Annotated in this window: 19 protein-coding genes; 8 read left to right on the top strand and 11 right to left on the bottom strand. The window is 55.4% G+C overall.

Annotated elements, in window-relative coordinates; translation table 11 throughout:
* Positions 1 to 142: 142 nt before the first annotated feature.
* Genes EKN38_RS03950 through EKN38_RS03940 form a run of 3 tightly spaced genes read right to left on the bottom strand, consistent with a single transcriptional unit; the run spans position 143 to position 3011 of the window.
* Positions 143 to 1045: an alpha/beta hydrolase gene (locus EKN38_RS03950; protein WP_126521655.1), complete on the bottom strand. Its 903-nt coding sequence runs from the start codon at positions 1043 to 1045 to the stop codon at positions 143 to 145.
* On the bottom strand, positions 1035 to 1931 hold the full coding sequence (locus EKN38_RS03945; RefSeq protein ID WP_014833260.1) for an alpha/beta fold hydrolase: 897 nt from the start codon (positions 1929 to 1931) through the stop codon (positions 1035 to 1037). The genes EKN38_RS03950 and EKN38_RS03945 overlap by 11 nt, the downstream gene beginning before the upstream one ends.
* Positions 1932 to 1955: 24 nt before the next feature.
* Positions 1956 to 3011 carry a sugar phosphate isomerase/epimerase family protein gene (locus tag EKN38_RS03940; RefSeq protein WP_014833261.1) on the bottom strand — a complete coding sequence of 352 codons (1056 nt, stop codon included), beginning with the start codon at positions 3009 to 3011 and terminating at the stop codon, positions 1956 to 1958.
* Positions 3012 to 3152: 141 nt separating this feature from the next.
* Between EKN38_RS03940 and EKN38_RS03935 the strand changes: the two genes are divergently transcribed.
* Positions 3153 to 3743 (top strand): TetR/AcrR family transcriptional regulator, encoded by a 591-nt coding sequence (locus EKN38_RS03935; protein ID WP_014833262.1) that lies wholly within the window; start codon positions 3153 to 3155, stop codon positions 3741 to 3743.
* 41 nt (positions 3744 to 3784) lie between these two features.
* On the opposite strand, the gene EKN38_RS03930 is transcribed toward EKN38_RS03935, so the two are convergent.
* Positions 3785 to 5332: a methyl-accepting chemotaxis protein gene (locus tag EKN38_RS03930; RefSeq protein WP_014833263.1), complete on the bottom strand. Its 1548-nt coding sequence runs from the start codon at positions 5330 to 5332 to the stop codon at positions 3785 to 3787.
* Between the two features lie 246 nt (positions 5333 to 5578).
* On the opposite strand from EKN38_RS03930, the gene EKN38_RS03925 reads away from it, so the two are divergent.
* Positions 5579 to 6619 (top strand): aldo/keto reductase, encoded by a 1041-nt coding sequence (locus tag EKN38_RS03925; protein WP_126521653.1) that lies wholly within the window; start codon positions 5579 to 5581, stop codon positions 6617 to 6619.
* Between the two features lie 60 nt (positions 6620 to 6679).
* On the opposite strand, the gene EKN38_RS03920 is transcribed toward EKN38_RS03925, so the two are convergent.
* Both EKN38_RS03920 and EKN38_RS03915 read right to left on the bottom strand, forming a co-directional pair.
* A complete protein-coding gene (locus tag EKN38_RS03920) occupies positions 6680 to 7168 on the bottom strand; it encodes a TIGR00645 family protein (protein WP_013098707.1) in 489 nt (162 codons plus the stop codon).
* 72 nt (positions 7169 to 7240) lie between these two features.
* Positions 7241 to 7744: an ESA_00282 family adhesion-associated protein gene (locus tag EKN38_RS03915; RefSeq protein WP_014833265.1), complete on the bottom strand. Its 504-nt coding sequence runs from the start codon at positions 7742 to 7744 to the stop codon at positions 7241 to 7243.
* A 104-nt stretch (positions 7745 to 7848) separates the two neighbouring features.
* Between EKN38_RS03915 and EKN38_RS03910 the strand changes: the two genes are divergently transcribed.
* Together EKN38_RS03910 and EKN38_RS03905 are read left to right on the top strand one after the other, a co-directional pair.
* Positions 7849 to 8253: a hypothetical protein gene (locus EKN38_RS03910; protein ID WP_013098709.1), complete on the top strand. Its 405-nt coding sequence runs from the start codon at positions 7849 to 7851 to the stop codon at positions 8251 to 8253.
* A gap of 1 nt (position 8254) precedes the next feature.
* Positions 8255 to 8704 (top strand): cytoplasmic protein, encoded by a 450-nt coding sequence (locus EKN38_RS03905; RefSeq protein ID WP_126521651.1) that lies wholly within the window; start codon positions 8255 to 8257, stop codon positions 8702 to 8704.
* 42 nt (positions 8705 to 8746) lie between these two features.
* Here EKN38_RS03905 and exbD read toward each other — a convergent pair whose 3' ends face one another.
* Positions 8747 to 9172 (bottom strand): TonB system transport protein ExbD, encoded by a 426-nt coding sequence (gene exbD, locus EKN38_RS03900; RefSeq protein WP_014833267.1) that lies wholly within the window; start codon positions 9170 to 9172, stop codon positions 8747 to 8749.
* A 6-nt stretch (positions 9173 to 9178) separates the two neighbouring features.
* Positions 9179 to 9910: a tol-pal system-associated acyl-CoA thioesterase gene (gene exbB / locus EKN38_RS03895; RefSeq protein WP_014833268.1), complete on the bottom strand. Its 732-nt coding sequence runs from the start codon at positions 9908 to 9910 to the stop codon at positions 9179 to 9181.
* A gap of 252 nt (positions 9911 to 10162) precedes the next feature.
* Here exbB and metC point away from each other — a divergent pair, with 252 nt between their 5' ends.
* Both metC and yghB read left to right on the top strand, forming a co-directional pair.
* Positions 10163 to 11350: a cystathionine beta-lyase gene (metC, locus tag EKN38_RS03890; protein WP_014833269.1), complete on the top strand. Its 1188-nt coding sequence runs from the start codon at positions 10163 to 10165 to the stop codon at positions 11348 to 11350.
* Between the two features lie 142 nt (positions 11351 to 11492).
* Positions 11493 to 12152 carry a DedA family general envelope maintenance protein YghB gene (gene yghB / locus EKN38_RS03885; RefSeq protein ID WP_014833270.1) on the top strand — a complete coding sequence of 220 codons (660 nt, stop codon included), beginning with the start codon at positions 11493 to 11495 and terminating at the stop codon, positions 12150 to 12152.
* Between the two features lie 44 nt (positions 12153 to 12196).
* Here the strand turns inward: yghB and EKN38_RS03880 are convergent, their stop codons facing one another.
* A complete protein-coding gene (locus tag EKN38_RS03880) occupies positions 12197 to 13096 on the bottom strand; it encodes an AraC family transcriptional regulator (protein ID WP_014833271.1) in 900 nt (299 codons plus the stop codon).
* Between the two features lie 195 nt (positions 13097 to 13291).
* On the opposite strand from EKN38_RS03880, the gene yqhD reads away from it, so the two are divergent.
* Together yqhD and dkgA are read left to right on the top strand one after the other, a co-directional pair.
* Complete coding sequence (gene yqhD, locus EKN38_RS03875) at positions 13292 to 14455, top strand: alcohol dehydrogenase (RefSeq protein ID WP_014833272.1); 1164 nt, start codon at positions 13292 to 13294, stop codon at positions 14453 to 14455.
* A gap of 105 nt (positions 14456 to 14560) precedes the next feature.
* On the top strand, positions 14561 to 15388 hold the full coding sequence (gene dkgA / locus EKN38_RS03870) for a 2,5-didehydrogluconate reductase DkgA (RefSeq protein ID WP_014833273.1): 828 nt from the start codon (positions 14561 to 14563) through the stop codon (positions 15386 to 15388).
* A gap of 41 nt (positions 15389 to 15429) precedes the next feature.
* Here the strand turns inward: dkgA and EKN38_RS03865 are convergent, their stop codons facing one another.
* Both EKN38_RS03865 and EKN38_RS03860 read right to left on the bottom strand, forming a co-directional pair.
* A complete protein-coding gene (locus EKN38_RS03865; RefSeq protein WP_014833274.1) occupies positions 15430 to 15834 on the bottom strand; it encodes a carboxypeptidase-like regulatory domain-containing protein in 405 nt (134 codons plus the stop codon).
* A 115-nt stretch (positions 15835 to 15949) separates the two neighbouring features.
* Positions 15950 to 18124 carry a YgiQ family radical SAM protein gene (locus EKN38_RS03860; protein WP_126521649.1) on the bottom strand — a complete coding sequence of 725 codons (2175 nt, stop codon included), beginning with the start codon at positions 18122 to 18124 and terminating at the stop codon, positions 15950 to 15952.
* Positions 18125 to 18292: the final 168 nt, after the last annotated feature.

The following is an 18292-nucleotide window of genomic DNA, read 5'->3' as shown; positions in this document are numbered from 1 at the left end:
AGCATATTCCCGAAACGATTTTTGACAACAAAAATGGGAATTACCTCGGCAATCTTGCAGAACTAACCGATGCTGCATTGTGGCATGGACGCGCGAGGTGAAGACAAAAGGCTCCGTTTGGAAAACGGAGCCCTACTCTGAACTATATACAAGCCCGTTCAAACACCCGACGTGCCGCGGGCGTTAACCCTGACATATGAATACAGGCGTGCACCATGCCCGCTAACCGTTCACAGCGTACAGGCACCCCCGCCTCCTCAAGCCGCAGCGCATATTGCTCCGCCTCATCGCGCAGGGGATCATATTCACAACTCAGGATGGTTGCTGGCGGTAACCCTCTCAGCGAGACCATATGCAGCGGCTCGGCATACGGATGTCGACGTTCTGCCAGATAGTTTTCCCAGCAAAACACCATCGCATCACGCGTTAAATAATACCCTTCAGCAAATTCACGGTAGCTTTCGCTCGACATTCCGCGGCTTAACGCCGGGTACAGCAGCAACTGATGCTCAATGTGAGGTCCGCTGCGATCCCGGGCCAGCAGAGTTGCCGCTGCAGCAAGATTGCCGCCTGCACTGTCGCCGCCCACCGCCAGACGGCTGGCATCAATGCCTAAAAGCGCGGCATGATCGCTGACCCAGCAGAGCGCCTGATAAACATCTTCTAACGGTCGCGGGAAGGGATACTCTGGTGCCAGCCGGTAATCCACCGAGAGTATTTTCCGACCGGTGGCATTCGCCAGTGCCTGACAGGGCCGATCGTACAGCGTCAGCGAGCCCAGACACCAGCCACCGCCGTGAGCAAACAGCATCGCAGGCTGCGCCATTTCCGTGTTTGAGGCGGCGGGGGTATAAACACGAAGGGCAATGGCGTAACCATCATCGGCGATGATTACGTAATCCTGCATGTCATCGCGTAATTCAGCTTCTCCCTGCAGCCGCAGCAAATCCGCTTCAGTCGCGGCTCGCATTTCGGCTAACGAGGCAGGTTGCGGCGCGCCCGATGACGCAGCCAGAAAATCAGCAATATGCGGATCAAGCGGCATAGTGAGTGCCCTCAGCCAGAAACGGCACGATCAGCTCAATAAACGCCTCATGACACTCTTCGGTAATAAAATGCCCGCAGTCGGCCACCGTCTCGCCACGCAGATCGAGGGCATTGCCCTCCAGAGTTATCAACGGTGCATCACGCGTGGCGTGTTCAGCCCCCACCGTTAACACCGGCATGGTTAAAGGCGTTTGCGCACGGCGCTGGTTCTGCCGGATAGTTTCCGGGATAGCGCGATAATAGTCGAAGCCGGCACGCAATCCGCCGGGAGTCGAATAGGCGGTGATATACACCTCTGCAGCGACCCGTTCACGACGATGCGACCAGCGGTCGAAAATATAGCTGAGATACTGTGATTCACGTCCGCTGGTCAGGGTTTCAGGTAAATCCGCCAGCTGATTAAACATGAAGTGCCAGAGAAAGATGTTCTCTTCCGGTGCGACAAAAATCGGTGGTGGCGGTGCCAGTCCAGGGATAACCGCTTCTGTCAGCACAAGCCGTTCTATCGCCTGAGGAAAATCGCTCGCCATGGCATAGCCAACCCACATACCGATATCGTGGCCCACAATGCGGTAATGCGAATGCCCCAGTTGTGCCATCATCGTATGCAGCGTGGCACCGACACGTCCGGTGTCATAGCCGTCGCGGGGTTTGTCTGATTCACCCATGCCCGGAGGATCAACCGCTATCGCCTTAAAACCCGCCGCTGCCAGCGCGCACATAACATAGCGCCAGGTATACCAGGTCTGCGGCCAGCCAGGTATCAGTAAGACCGGTTGACCTTTTCCCGCCACGACGCAGTGGATGCGCTGGCCGTTTACTTTCGTATAGACGTGTTCTGCCCTGAGATCCGCAGGCAGGATCTCACTGAATTGTTGTTCCATGGGGACTCCCTGTAATGTCGCGGCTTAGCGAATGCCGAGTAAGGCGTTGATTTGCTGAGGGTTAACCGGCGCACCGGCGAAATCATCGAAGACTTTATCGGTGATGTGGATAATGTGGTCGCGGATGAATGCAGCCCCTTCTCGGGCACCATCCAGCGGGTTTTTCAGGCAGCACTCCCATTCAAGCGTTGCCCAGCCGGCATAATCGTATTGGGTCAGTTTCGAAAAGATAGCGTTGAAATCCACCTGCCCGTCACCCAGTGAGCGAAAGCGTCCTGCCCGGTCAATCCAAGACTGGTAGCCACCATAAATCCCCTGACGACCGGTCGGATTAAATTCAGCGTCTTTCACGTGGAACATGGTGATCACGTCCTTATAGATATCAATAAACTCCAGGTAGTTAAGCTGCTGGAGCACCATGTGGCTGGGGTCAAAAAGCACCCGGCAGCGGGGATGCTCGTTTACCCGCTGATAAAACATTTCAAACGACACGCCATCGTGCAGATCTTCACTGGGGTGGATCTCATAGCAGAGATTAATCCCGTGCTCATCACAGGCGTTGAGCACCGGCATCCAGCGTCTGGCCAGTTCGTCAAAGGCGGTTTTAATTAACCCTTCCGGACGCTGCGGGAATGGGAACAGGTAGGGCCACGCCAGCGAGCCAGAGAAGCTACCCAGATCGCTGAGGCCCAGCCGGGCGGAAGCCTTGACCGCCATCAGCAGCTGTTGCCGCGCCCATTCGCCGCGGGCGTGCGAATTGCCGTGTACTTCCGGTGGCGCAAAGCTGTCGCATAAGCTGTCGTAAGCGGGATGTACCGCCATCAGCTGGCCGAAGATATGGCTGGTCAGTTCACTCACCACCAGGCCATGTTCCGCCAGCATGCCGGTCAGATCGTCGCAGTAGGTCTGGCTTTCTGCCGCCGTCGCCACGTCAAACAGACGGCGATCCCATGCCGGGATTTGCAGGGCGCTAAACCCCGTTTCCGCCGCCCACCGGGCTATCGCAGGCAAACTATTGAATGGGGCCGCATCATCACTGAACTGAGCAAGATGGAGAGAGGGACCTTTGAGGGTTTTCATCGTATACTCCTATTGTTTGTCGATTGACAAACAATAGGAGTAAAGCCGGATAACCGCAAGCGAAAATTATAAATTCGTTGGTAATCCAGAGGATTTAAGCGATCCTGTTTCACTGAATTCAGGAGCAACCGGAGCAACAAAATGGCAGGCAGACCGCGCCAGTTCGATCGTGATCAGGCGCTTATCAAAGCGCGCAACCTGTTCTGGCGACAGGGTTATGAAGGCACCTCAATGTCGGATCTGGTGGCAGAGCTGGGCATTGCGTCGGCGCGTATTTATAAGGCGTTCGGTTCAAAAGAGCAGCTCTTTCGGGAAGCCATTGCCGATTATGAAAAACAGGAAGGCGGCTTTGCGGACCGGGCCTTAGCCACCGGGAGCAACGTGCGGGAGACAATCCAGACGCTGCTGATGGATGCCGTACACCTGTACTGTCATCCGGATTTACCGCAAGGATGCATGGTGGTCGCCTCCGCAGCCAGCGTCAGTGCGGAAAATGAGACGATCAAAACCTGGCTGGCACAGCATCGCCTGCAGCGCACACAGCAGATCATCGACCATCTGCGTCAGGCCGTGCATAACGGTGAACTGCCGGACACCACCGATGCAGACAGCCTGGGAGACTTTTTTGCCATCTTCTTACACGGTTTGTCGGTACAGGCCCGGGATGGCGTTCCGCCATCGCGATTGCAGGCGGCGGTTAACCAGGCCCTTAGCGTGCTGCCACCTTCCTGAGTGCAATCCCGTGAAAGGCCGCACGAGGCGGCCTTTGCGCGTTATGCCGTGAGGCGGAATTTCTGCACCGAACGCTGAAGCTCTTCAGTCTGACGCTCAAGCGCCGCTGCCGCGGCGGAGACCTGCTCCACCAGCGAGGCGTTTTGCTGGGTCACACCGTCCATCTGCGTAATGGCAACCCCGACCTGGGAAATGCCCTTGCTTTGTTCCTCAGAGGCTGACGCAATCTGCTTCATGATGGTGGTCACTTCCGTCACATCGCGCAGAATCGCTTCCATCGTGGTTCCCGTGTCGTTCACCAGTTGAGCCCCCTGCTCGACGCGAGCAACGGAATCGGCAATCAGCCCTTCAATCTCTTTCGCCGCGTTGGCGCTGCGGCTGGCCAGATTACGCACCTCACCTGCCACCACGGCAAAGCCACGGCCTTGCTCACCCGCACGCGCCGCTTCCACTGCTGCGTTGAGCGCCAGGATATTGGTCTGGAAGGCGATACTGTTAATCACGGTGGTGATTTCAGCAATTTTCTTCGAGCTGTCGGAAATACCGCTCATGGTGGTCACCACCTCCTCCACCAGCGAGCCACCGCGGCTGGCCGTGGTCGATGCCACATCGGCCAGCTGGCTTGCCTGACGTGCGCTTTCGGCGTTCAGCTTCACCGTGGCAGTGAGTTGCTCCATGCTGGCCGCCGTCTCTTCCAGCGCGGCAGCCTGCTCTTCGGTACGGGAGGAGAGATCGTTGTTACCGCTGGAGATCTCCGTCGCCCCGCGCCAGATATTTTCACTGCCCGCGCGGATCGTGCTGACCGCTTCACGCAGGCTGTCCTGCATAGCGCTCAGCAAGGGAACCAGCTGTCCCACACAGTTGCGGCCAAACGGTTCAATGGGCTGGCTGAGATCGCCCTGCGCAATCTGGCGGAACTGCTGACGTATTCTGTCCAGCGGTTTCACCAGCATCGCCACCAGGTAACGGTCGCTGAACAGCAGGATCAGCAGGCCAATTACGGTGGCGGCGATAATCACCGTGCGGGTCATGCTGGTCAGGTCGTCCACCACCACGCGCGTGCTGTCGAGCGTTTTCGCGGCAGCGTTATTGAACGCCTCAGCCGCCGACCCGAACGCGCGGCTCAGCGGTGGCGTGACGTTGTTGGCCTGCTGGCGATAGCCGTCCAGCGCGCCCAGCTTCGCCTGCTGCATTTGTGGCGTGACGCCCTGTTCAAGCAACGCCTGCCAGGTGCCGATCACCCGGGAAGAGACCTGCTCATCCATCGGGCCGGGTGAGATTGCTTTCATCTCAGCCAGTTTCTTGCCCATGTTATCCAGCGCCTGTTGCGCGGAGGCCAGATCCGGCGTACCGCCGGCGGCTTTGGCTTCCATCGCGCGGCTCAAACGGGTAACAAAGCGAAAATACTGATCGTTGCCCTGGCTAAGAATGGTCATCTGTTTGACCAGCTGGCGATCGACTTCATTGCCATCAGAAACACGGGACAGGGACCAGGTGCTGTACAACCCGACGCCTGCCCACATTAAACAAAAGATCCCCAGGATCGTCAGCATGACGAAACGTATCGTGAAATTACGGAGCATATTCATAAATCTTCCTTGCCGTGAGGGTGAATTCGCCCAGAGGCGAGTGCTTCTCTCGTTATCGGCAGGAAATGGGGAAATTATAACCTTTTGTGATTATTTTTGATTAGCGTGGCTTCACAGGTACCACAGCACTGGTTAACGCTTAACCCTCATTTCAGGCGCGACATCGCTTAACAACAGGATTTGTGATTTGATAATCAGAGAATGAAAACGTTGTTTCGAAAATTCATCGATAAGAAAGGAGACATCATGTCCTGGCACCCTAACCCCGGCCGCTATGAAAATATGCAGTACCGCTACTGCGGAAAAAGCGGCCTGCGCCTGCCTGCGCTGTCGCTCGGTCTGTGGCACAGCTTCGGCCACGTTCAGCCGCTCGATACCCAGCGTGCGCTGCTGCGTAAAGCCTTCGACCTCGGCATTACCCATTTCGATCTTGCCAATAACTACGGCCCGCTTGCGGGTAGCGCGGAAGAGAACTTTGGTCGCCTGCTGCAGGAGGATTTTGCCGCTTATCGCGACGAGCTGATTATCTCCACCAAAGCGGGTTACGAAATGTGGCCGGGACCGTATGGCTCGGGCGGCTCGCGCAAATATCTGCTCGCCAGCCTCGACCAGAGCCTGAAGCGTATGGGTCTGGAATATGTGGATATTTTCTATTCCCATCGCGTGGACGAGAACACGCCGATGGAAGAGACCGCTGCCGCGCTGGCCCATGCGGTGCAAAGCGGTAAAGCGCTGTATGTCGGAATTTCGTCCTATTCAACGGCGCGCACGCAGAAAATGGCTGACCTGCTTCGCGAATGGAAAATCCCGCTGCTCATCCATCAGCCGTCGTACAACCTGCTTAACCGCTGGGTGGATAAAACCGGCCTGCTGGAGACGCTAAAGCAAAACGGTACCGGCTGTATTGCGTTTACCCCGCTGGCGCAGGGGTTGCTGACCGGAAAATACCTCAACGGTATTCCTGAAGGTTCACGGATGCAGCGCGAGGGGAACAAGGTGCGCGGACTGACGCAGAAGATGCTGACCGACGCCAATCTGAACAGTCTGCGCTTGCTCAATGAGATGGCGCAGGCACGTGGACAGACAATGGCGCAGATGGCGCTGAGCTGGCTGCTGAAAGATGAGCGCGTAACGTCCGTGCTGATTGGCGCGAGCCGCCCGGAACAGCTGGAAGAGAACGTTCTGGCCCTGAAAAACCTGCGCTTTACGGACGATGAGCTGATACGCATTGATCAGCATGTTGCGGATGGAGAGTTGAATTTGTGGCAGGCGTCGTCGGATAAATAGTGCGGTCTGCTGCCCTCTCCCCAGCCCTCTCCCACAGGGAGAGGGTGGTTAAGAAGGAAATTACTTCTTGCTGATCTTATCCAGATACCCCATCACAAACGCCGAAAGCACAAACGTCAGATGGATAATGACATACCACATCAGTTTGTTGTCCGGGACATTCTTTGCGTCCATGAACACGCGTAACAGGTGGATGGATGAGATCGCCACAATCGAGGCGGCCACTTTATTCTTCAGCGACGTGGCATCCATTTTGCCCAGCCAGCTCAGCTTTTCTTTCCGCGCGTCGATATCAAGCTGGGAGACAAAATTCTCATAGCCAGAGAACATCACCATCACCAGTAAGCCCCCCACCAGCGTCATATCCACCAGTGACAGCAGAACCAGAATCAAATCTGCTTCGGCAATGGAAAAGATGTTCGGCAGAACATGCAAGATTTCCTGGAAGAACTTAATCGTGAGCGCGATCAGCGCCAGCGAAAGGCCAAAATAGACGGGTGCCAGTATCCAGCGCGAGGCGTACATAGCGTTTTCAAAGAAGCGTTCCATAAAGTCCTGTCTGCAAACGAAACCAGCACTCAGTATATCGCAACGGCGCTGACTGTTTGCAACAACTAACCATTAGACGTTGTTGGGATCCACCTCAGGGCGCGCATACTCCGGCCAGACCAGCACCACCAGCTCCGGGTAGGCTTCCAGGCTGAACTCGCGAAAGCACTGACGCAGGTTTAATACGTCTAAATCGGAATACGAGACCTTCTCACCATTCAGACAGCGCTTTTTGATATTGTCATAATATTTATAGACCGCTGAATTCAGGTCACTGCAGCGGCGCTGCGCTTCAAACAGGCCTGGCGTGTCATTAATTTCCGACATTTTCATCCGCTTAATTGTCGCGTGCAAAAAGTCGATATATTCATGGTTCACCCGCCAGTACCAAACCGGCGTCACGGAGTTCATCAAAACAGAGAAATGGTCTTCACCTTCCTCTTTAGTCATCAGTTCAGGCTGTGGGGATTCACTGGTGTCTTTCGACTCTTTCGTTTTATTGAACTCTTGCATCAATAAAAGAACACCAGCGGTCAGTAATAGTAATGTTATGACCGTAAAAAAGATGCTGTTCATGGGTTGGCTCCATTTTTTTTGATTTTAAAATTGCCTCATGATATTGTCAACGAAACTCACGCCTTTATCTTCCCCACCTTGTTGAAATTAAAGGAAATTAAAAAATGTTGCCCGACTATCTCGTCCCGGCTAAGTACCACATCACGCCTGTGGAACAGCAACCGACGGAAGCAGAAAAAGAGGCTAATTTCACTCAGGGAAAAAGAAAGCTCGCTGATTTTGAGCCTGACATATTAATTGGTGTTTCCCGTAGCGGCAAATCCCGTAATATGTTGCTGGAAGAGCACGATCGTCATATAAAGGATCGCTTATTTCGCGCCATCAAAATTGAAGCCTTTGTCCACCTGTTGAATGACCTGCAGGCAGAAGGCGAAATAGATGCCCAGAAACTAAGTCAAATAATGGCCGAAAAGACCAAAGAAATAAATGAAGCGGGCAATGAAATTTGGCTTAATCTAATTACGCGAGAAAAAAACAACCCTATTTTTTATAACCTGGGGGAAGATTAATGTGAAAGACGTTAAAGATAACGATGTCTATTTGACTTTAGATGACAAAAAAAGTGACGAATTTATCTTAAAGCAAAATCTCGAGGCTTTGCGTAACACCAAAAACGCCGAGATGACGCGTATTACCCAGGATCTGGTTTCCATTCCGGCGACGCTGGTGCGCCTGAAGTGGCAGAACCGCCGCGAGATTTATCCCTTACAGGTCAAGGAAGAGATTTACGGCGCCGTGATGAATGCCATCATCGAACAGCGACCCGAACTGAAAGAGAAGCTTCTGGGGCGTCTGGAGGCCATTTACCAGTATCTGCTGGCCAGAGAAACCGCGACCCTGCGCCTGACGCGCAAACTCTCTGACGGCGAGTACCGCACGTCAAACGTCACCTGTGTCGCGCTCGATGAAGACGCACTGGCAACCCCCGCTACCGCACCGACGACGAACAAACACGAATAACCCGACAGGCATAAAAAAAGCCGGCTTTCGCCAGCTTCTTCGTCATTTCGCGGCCGCTTTCTCTTCGCCGACCAGCCCTATCTTCAGATATCCCGCCTGATGCAGCGTATCCATGACTTTCATCATGGTCTCGTAATCAACGGTTTTATCCGCACGGAAGAAGACCGTCGTGTCTTTCTTACCGCCAGTGAGTTGATCCAGCGCGGGGATGACAGAGTCCGCCGTTACCGGGTCGTTCCCGAGGAACATCGATTTATCCGCTTTCACTGACAGATAGATAGGTTTTTCCGGGCGCGGCTGCGGCTGGCTGGACGAGGCCGGCAGGTTTACCTTCACGTCGACCGTCGCCAGCGGCGCAGCCACCATGAAGATAATCAGCAGAACCAGCATAACGTCGATAAACGGCGTTACGTTGATTTCATGCATTTCGCCGTTGTCGTCCAGATTTTCATTAAGACGCATTGCCATAATTCATTAACCTACGCGCAGTTTAGACGCCGCGTGCACCGGTTTAACGGCGCTGGCATTCAGATCAAGATCGCGGCTTTGCAGCAGCAGAACCTGTGCGGCGACGTCACCGAGCGTGGCTTTATAGCTGCCAATCATTCGCGCGAAGACGTTATAGATAACCACCGCCGGGATCGCCGCAACCAGACCGATAGCCGTCGCCAGCAGCGCTTCGGCGATACCCGGAGCAACCACCGCCAGGTTCGTCGTTTGGGTTTGTGCAATCCCGATAAAGCTGTTCATGATGCCCCAGACCGTACCGAACAGACCGACGAACGGCGAGATCGCCCCGATGGTCGCCAGATAACCATTGCCCCGGCCCATATGACGGCCCACGGCGGCGACACGGCGCTCCAGACGGAAGCCGGTACGTTCTTTAATGCCTTCGTTATCTTCACTGCCTGCGGAGAGTTCCAGCTCGTTTTGCGCTTCGTTAACTAACAGGGTGGTCAGGCTTTTCGCGTGGAAGGATGAAGTCATATCAGCCGCCTGATCCAGAGAGCGGGCTTCGGCCAGCTGCTGCTGCTCCCGCTTGAGGCGGCGCTTCTGAGAAATCAGCTCGGCGCTCTTGCCAAAGAAGATAGCCCACGTGATCACGGACGCCAGAATCAGGCCGATCATCACAATCTTAACCACGATGTCAGCATGATGATACATGCCCCAAACGGAGAGATCCGTCTGCATCAAATTATTACCCACTCTGTATCTCCAGGACGCAAATCACAAAATCTGAACGTAATAATATCAAAACATCGTCGAATTGATAGTCGTTCTCATTACTATTTACATAGTGCCGCAATTTTCGCTCACATTCCTTGCGCTTACGCAGTAAAAATTTCTTATGCGCTTTTTTGCTAATATTTTCTGCTTATTCGATAAGCATCCGGGTGCAGATTTTTACAATCGTGGTAGTCTGGACGTCCAGACGTATAAAAAACAGGGTTAGCGAACATGACAAAGAAGCATCTTGATACCACGCTGGTACAGGCCGGACGCAGCAAAAAATATACGCAGGGAGCGGTGAACAGCGTGATTCAACGAGCCTCCTCGCTGGTGTTTGATACCGTCGAGGACAAAAAAAACGCCACGCGCAACCGCGCCAAAGGAGGGTTGTTTTACGGCCGTCGTGGCACGCTAACCCATTTCTCACTGCAGGAAGCCATGTGCGAGCTGGAAGGCGGCGCAGGCTGCGCGCTGTTTCCGTGCGGCGCGGCGGCGGTCGCCAACACCATTCTGGCGTTCGTGGAACAGGGCGACCATATTCTGATGACCAACACCGCCTACGAGCCCAGCCAGGATTTCTGCACCAAGATCCTCACCCGCCTCGGCGTGACCACCGACTGGTTCGACCCGCTGATTGGCGAGGGCATCGCAGAGCTTATTCAGCCCAACACGCGCATCGTGTTCCTGGAATCGCCAGGTTCAATCACCATGGAAGTGCACGACGTGCCGGCCATTGTGAAGGCCGTGCGCAGCAAAGCGCCGGAGGCGATTATCATGATCGACAACACCTGGGCGGCGGGCGTGCTGTTTAAAGCGCTGGAATTCGATATTGATATCTCCATTCAGGCGGCGACCAAGTATCTGATTGGCCACTCTGACGGGATGATCGGCACGGCCGTTTCTAACGCCCGCTGCTGGGATCAGCTACGGGAAAATGCCTACCTGATGGGGCAAATGGTCGATGCCGATACCGCCTACATGACCAGCCGCGGCATCCGTACCCTGGGCGTGCGCCTGCGTCAGCATCATGAAAGCAGCCTGAAGATAGCCGAGTGGCTGGCGCAGCACCCGCAGGTTGAGCGCGTCAACCATCCGGCACTGCCGGGCAGTAAAGGGCATGAATTCTGGCAACGAGACTTTACGGGTAGCAGCGGTTTGTTCTCATTCGTTCTAAAAAAACGGCTGAATAATGACGAGCTGGCAAGCTATCTGGATAATTTTACCCTCTTCAGCATGGCCTACTCCTGGGGCGGGTTTGAATCCCTGATCCTGCCTAACCAGCCAGAGCAGATTGCGGCCCTGCGCCCCGGCGGTGATGTGGACTTCAGCGGCACCCTGATTCGACTGCATATTGGTTTAGAAAACGCGGACGATTTAATTGCCGATTTAGCAGCAGGGTTTGCGCGTATCGTGTAGAGTGCTGGCAAACATGTACTCCATGGATGCTTTTGTGGACACTGCCACCAGAAAAGTCTGCATTAGTTGCGCCCGCGATCAACCCTGTCGGGCAAATTAGGGAGTACAATAGCTCTATATCTGCTGTTCCACAGGAAAGTCCATGGCTGTTATTCAAGATATTATCGCGGCGCTCTGGCAACACGACTTTGCCGCACTGACCGATCCTCACGTTGTAGGTATCGTCTATTTCGTGATGTTCGCGACCCTGTTCCTCGAAAATGGATTACTGCCAGCCTCATTTTTACCCGGTGACAGCCTGCTTTTGCTTGCAGGGGCGCTAATCGGTAAAGGTGTCATGGACTTCACGCCGACCATGGTGATCCTCACCTCCGCGGCAAGCCTGGGCTGCTGGCTGAGCTATCTGCAGGGCCGCTGGCTCGGCAACACGCGCGTCGTGAAAGGCTGGCTGGCGCAGCTACCGCATAAATACCATCAGCGTGCGACCTGCATGTTTGACAGGCACGGCCTGCTGGCGTTGCTGGCCGGGCGTTTTCTGGCCTTTGTTCGCACCCTCCTGCCCACCATGGCGGGCATTTCCGGCCTGTCGAACCGCCGCTTCCAGTTCTTTAACTGGCTGAGCGCGTTGTTATGGGTGGGTGTCGTTACCACTCTCGGCTACGCGCTGAACATGATCCCGTTTGTGAAGCACCATGAAGACCAGGTAATGACCTTCCTGATGGTGCTGCCGATGTTCCTGCTGGTGGCTGGACTGGTGGGAACGATTGCGGTGGTGATTAAGAAGAAATACTGCAGTGCATAAATAAAAGCCGGGTGGCGCTTCGCTAACCCGGCCTACGTTTGCCGTCAGACTCCCTGCATGGTTCGGATGCGTGACGCATCTTCTCCCGGCGTGACGCCGAAGTAGCGCTTAAACTCCCGACTAAATTGCGATGCACTTTCATACCCGACCCGCATCGCCGCCGCGCTGGCCTTCATGCCGTCGTGGATCATCAACATACGAGCCTTATGCAGCCGGTAGGTTTTGAGGTACTGCAGCGGCGAGGTGCTGGTCACCGACTTAAAGTTGTGGTGAAACGCCGAGACGCTCATGTTCGCTTCCGCCGCCAGCTGGTCAACGCTGAGGTTTTCCGTGTACTGGCTTTCAATGCGCTTAAGTACGCGGCTTATCAGGCTGAAGTGGGTCTGCCGACTGACCAGCGCCAGTAATGCCCCGCCCCCCGGCCCCAGCAGCACATGATAGAGAATTTCGCGGATGATTTGCTTGCCCAGAATACGCGCATCCAGCGGCCTCTCCATCACGTCCAGCAGACGCTCAATGGCACAGAGGATCTCCTCTGATAGCGTGGCTGAGTTAATGCCGCTCGCCGCCATCGACGGCTGGAAAAGCTCGTCTTCGCCAATCTCCATCAGCAGCTCCTGAAGCTGAAGAATATCGACATTCACGCGGATCCCCGCCAGCGGAACCGCCTCTGTCGCGAAGGTTTCACATTCGAAGGGTAAAGGTACTGTCAGCAGCAGATATTCATTGGTGTCATAACGGAACACGCGTTCATTGATATAACCAATTTTATGGCCGGAAAAGAGAAAAACGATGCCCGGCTGATACATCACCGGCGTCCGCGTTCCCGGCTGCGTCCCGTAGAGCAAGCGAATATCCGGCAGCAGTTCGCCTGGGTTATTTTGCTTATCAATCAGTCTTTTAATCTGCGAAGTGAGCTGAAGACAGATGGCTTCACGGTTCATTTAGCGTTACTCCGGGTACGGTTTGCGACCCTCACAGTCTGCGCATTTTCCTGACGTTTCTCCAGTGCTCTGTAGAAATGGGCAAGACATCGGCAGGAATGTGCATTGAGAGGATATCCCCGGGCAGCCAAAATGTGCAGCATCAGGTAGCCATCCGCGCCGCCACGATTTTTCACCCACGATAGGGAACGAGCCATGAATAATTTTAATCTCCACACCCCAACCCGCATCCTGTTTGGTAAAGGCGCTATCGCCGATCTGCGTGCACAGATCCCCGCTGACGCCCGCGTGCTGATCACCTACGGTGGCGGCAGCGTGAAAAAAACCGGCGTGCTGGATCAGGTTTACAGCGCACTGGAAGGGCTGGACGTGCGCGAGTTTGGCGGTATCGAGCCAAACCCCTCTTATGAAACGCTGATGAACGCGGTGAAAATCGCCCGCGAAGAAAACATCACCTTCCTGCTGGCTGTCGGCGGGGGTTCCGTGCTGGACGGCACGAAGTTCATCGCCGCGGCAGCACACTACGCCGACGGTATCGACCCCTGGCATATCCTGGAAACCCGCGGCAGCGACATTAAAAGCGCGATCCCGATGGGCTCCGTGCTGACCCTGCCAGCCACCGGTTCTGAATCCAACAAAGGCGCGGTGATCTCCCGTAAAACCACCGGAGACAAACAGGCCTTTATGAACGAGCACGTTCAGCCGGTATTCGCGATCCTCGATCCGGTGTACACCTACACCCTGCCCGCGCGTCAGGTCGCGAACGGCGTGGTCGACGCCTTTGTTCACACCGTTGAGCAGTACGTGACTTACCCGGTGGATGCCAAAATTCAGGACCGCTTCGCGGAAGGTATTCTGCTGACGCTTGTCGAAGACGGTCCGAAAGCGCTGAAAGAGCCGGAAAACTACGACGTGCGAGCCAACGTAATGTGGGCTGCAACGCAGGCGCTGAACGGACTGATTGGCGCAGGCGTGCCGCAGGACTGGGCAACCCACATGCTGGGCCATGAACTGACGGCGATGCACGGGCTGGATCACGCCCAGACGCTGGCGGTGGTTCTGCCTGCCCTGTGGAACGAAAAACGTGATACCAAACGCGCCAAACTGCTGCAGTACGCGGAACGTGTCTGGAACATCACCGAAGGTTCTGACGACGCGCGTATCGATGCGGCAATCGAAGCGACCCGCAACTTCTTTGAAGGCCTGGGCGTGCCAACGCGTCTGTCCGGCTATGGTCTGGATGGCAGCTCTATCCCTGCCCTGCTGGCTAAACTGGAAGAACACGGTATGACTCAGCTGGGCGAACACGGCGACATTACGCTGGACGTTAGCCGTCGTATCTACGAGGCGGCGCGCTAAGCGTTTTTGGCATCCTGCCTTTCGTTTTTTGACATTTCGTCCAGACTTAATGCACACCCCATCGCCGGAGTCCCCCTCCGGCGATGCGCACCTGAAGGAGGAAAAATGGCAAACCAAACCGTAATCAAGCTGCAGGACGGCAACGTGATGCCCCAGTTGGGGCTAGGTGTATGGAAAGCCGGTAACGACGAGGTCGTCTCCGCCATTCATAAAGCACTGGAAGTCGGCTATCGGTCCATTGATACCGCCGCCGCCTACAAAAACGAGGACGGCGTGGGGAAAGCACTGGCCAGCGCCGGTATGCCCCGCGACGACCTTTTTATCACCACCAAACTGTGGAACGACGACCAAAAGCGCCCGCGCGAAGCGCTGCAGGAGAGCCTGGAGAAACTCCAGCTCGATTTCGTCGATCTGTATCTGATGCACTGGCCGGTTCCGGCTATCGACCATTATGTTGATGCCTGGAAAGGGATGATTGAACTGCAGAAGGAGGGGCTGGTGAAAAGCGTCGGCGTCTGTAACTTCCAGGTTCATCACCTGCAGCGCCTGATTGACGAGACAGGCGTTGCGCCGGTCATTAACCAGATTGAGCTGCACCCGCTAATGCAGCAGCGTCAGCTTCACGCCTGGAACGCCACGCACAAAATCCAGACCGAGTCCTGGAGCCCGCTGGCTCAGGGCGGTGAAGGGGTATTCGACCAGAAAATTATTCGCGATCTGGCGGATAAATATGGCAAAACCCCGGCGCAGATTGTCATTCGCTGGCATCTGGACAACGGCCTGGTGGTGATCCCGAAATCGGTCACGCCATCGCGCATCGCCGAGAACTTCGACGTCTGGGATTTCCGCCTGGATAAAGAGGAGCTGGGTGAGATTGCGAAGCTGGATAAAGGTAAACGTTTAGGCCCGGATCCGGATCAGTTTGGTGGGTAATACCTAAAATGAGCCCGGTCTTACGCTGGGCTCATTTTTATCTATAAACCGGACTGACATCTCGCTTCTCCGGGAAGGTCAGGCAATGTGCAAATAACGTTAAACGCTTTTTTCCCGTCAAGTTCATGTGGTCCACCGAGACCGCCGCCTGCTTCTGCTTCATATTCCTTTCCGTCGACACTTATCTGGAACGGGGTGTGATAAATCCAGTCCATCGGACCTATTGGCAGAAAAAAGATCCACTCATGCTGGCTCTGAAAAGCAAAACGACCGTTGTCGTCAGAAAGCGTTTGCTCCCTCTCTAATGTTATTTTAGCGCCCGGGACTGGCTTACCTGCGCTGTCGATTAGACGTCCTTCCACTTCTGGCTGTGTCTGGCGGTGCATTACACAACCGCTTAACGTCAGGCCAATCAGCATCGCTCTCGTTAACTTCTTTATTTTCATTTTGGGCCTCCTGCCCTTATGCAGAAAAAAGCCGGGTGGCGGCTGCGCCTTACCCGGCCTACGCACTGACCTGTAGGCCCGGTAAGCGCCAGCGCCACCGGGCATTGTTACAGGTTTAGCCGGTCTTACGTTTTACGTTCTTCTTCGTTCCCGCAACACCGTTCGAACGCTGATGCACAATCGGCGTGTGCTTGGTCAGCGCCGGGCGCGTATGGCGGTTCTGGCGACGCGCTTCACGCATCTCATCCAGCGTTGGTGCCGGCACCAGACAGTCGCGACGCGAGCCAATCAGATGCTTTTTCCCCATCTCTTCCAGCGCCTGGCGGATCAGCGGCCAGTTGGCCGGATCGTGGTAGCGCAGCAGCGCTTTGTGCAGACGACGCTGTTTGTCCCCTTTCGGCACCACCACGTCTTCACTCTTGTAACCAATTTTACTCAGCGGGTTTTTGCCGGTGTAGTACATGGTTGTGGAGTTGGCGAGCGGTGACGGATAGAAGTTCTGTACCTGATCCAGACGGAAGCGACGCTGTTTCAGCCACAGCGCCAGGTTCACCATGTCTTCATCGCGCGTCCCCGGATGGGCAGAGATGAAGTATGGGATCAGGTACTGCTCTTTCCCGGCCTGCTTCGAGTAGGTATCGAACAACTGTTTAAAGCGATCGTAGCTGCCCATGCCCGGCTTCATCATTTTCGACAGCGGACCTTCTTCGGTGTGCTCCGGCGCAATCTTCAGATACCCGCCGACGTGGTGCGTCGCCAGCTCTTTGATGTAGCGCGGATCTTCCACGGCGATGTCGTAACGTACCCCGGAGGCAATCAGGATCTTTTTGATGCCCTTCAGGTCACGCGCGCGGCGATAGAGGTTGATCGTCGGCTCATGGTTGGTGTCCATATGCTCGCAAATGCTTGGATAGACACAGGAGAGACGACGACAGGTTTGCTCCGCGCGCGGCGATTTACAGCGCAGCATGTACATGTTGGCGGTCGGGCCACCGAGGTCGGAAATCACGCCGGTAAAGCCAGGCACGGAATCACGAATGGCCTCGATCTCGTTGATGATCGAATCTTCAGAGCGACTCTGAATAATGCGCCCCTCGTGCTCGGTAATGGAGCAGAAGGAGCAGCCGCCGAAGCAGCCGCGCATGATGTTGATCGAGAAGCGGATCATCTCATACGCCGGGATACGGGCGTTGCCGTACGCCGGGTGCGGCACGCGTTTGTACGGCAGTGCAAAGACGCTGTCCATCTCTTCGGTGGAGAGCGGGATCGCCGGCGGGTTGATCCAGATAAAACGCTCGCCGTGCTTCTGCATCAACGCACGCGCGCAGCCGGGGTTGGTTTCATGGTGCAGAATACGCGACGCATGGGCGTAAAGCACCTTGTCGGCTTTTACCTTCTCGTAGGACGGCAGCAGCACATAGGTCTTTTCCCACGGTTTCGGGCGCGGCGGCTGCACGACGATAGCCTTCGCTTCCGCTTTTTTTGGCTCTACCGGCTTGTTATCGGCGCACGGCAGATCTTCGCCATACGGGTGCGGGATAGGATCGATTTTGCCAGGCATATCAATGATACGGGAATCCACCCCGCGCCAGCCCGGCAGCGCCTCTTTCACCATGATGGCGGTATTACGCACGTCGCGGATACTGCTCACCGGCTCGCCCTGCGACAGACGGTGCGCCACTTCCACCAGCGGACGCTCGCCGTTACCGTAAATCAGCATATCGGCTTTGGAATCAACCAGCACCGAGCGGCGCACGGTATCAGACCAGTAATCGTAGTGCGCGGTACGGCGCAGGCTCGCCTCAATGCCGCCCAGGATCACCGGCACGTCTTTCCAGGCTTCTTTGCAGCGTTGGGTGTAGACCAGCGTGGCGCGGTCCGGACGTTTGCCCGCCACGTTATCCGGGGTATAGGCGTCGTCATGGCGCAGCTTGCGATCGGCGGTATAGCGGTTGATCATCGAGTCCATGTTGCCGGCGGTCACGCCGAAGAACAGGTTCGGTTTACCCAGACGCATAAAGTCGTCTTTGCTGTTCCAGTCCGGCTGGGAGATGATCCCCACACGGAAGCCCTGCGCTTCAAGCATACGGCCACAGATGGCCATACCGAAGCTCGGGTGGTCAACGTAGGCATCGCCCGTGACCAGAATGATATCGCAGCTATCCCAGCCCAGTTGGTCCATCTCTTCCCGGGACATCGGCAGGAACGGCGCCGGTCCAAAGCAGGCCGCCCAGTACTGGGGCCACGAGAAAAGGTCACGATCCGGCTGGATCAGGGAAATTGCGCTCATAATGCTTCCGAAGAAAAAATAGACAAAAGGAGCCGGATTATACGCTGTTCATCCGCCAGATTTGAAGAAAAGGATGCAGGAAGCAGACAGATATTCATGGAAGCCGCTAAAATACCGCGCCCTGATATTTTTGGATCATAATATTCACTATATTTTCCGGTGAGTTGC

It is taken from the genome of Enterobacter sp. WCHEn045836 (assembly GCF_003965585.1).
Classification (GTDB): Bacteria; Pseudomonadota; Gammaproteobacteria; order Enterobacterales; family Enterobacteriaceae; genus Enterobacter; species Enterobacter dissolvens.
The sequence above is the reverse complement of the archived record's forward strand: the minus strand, read 5'-3'. Positions and strand labels throughout refer to the sequence as shown.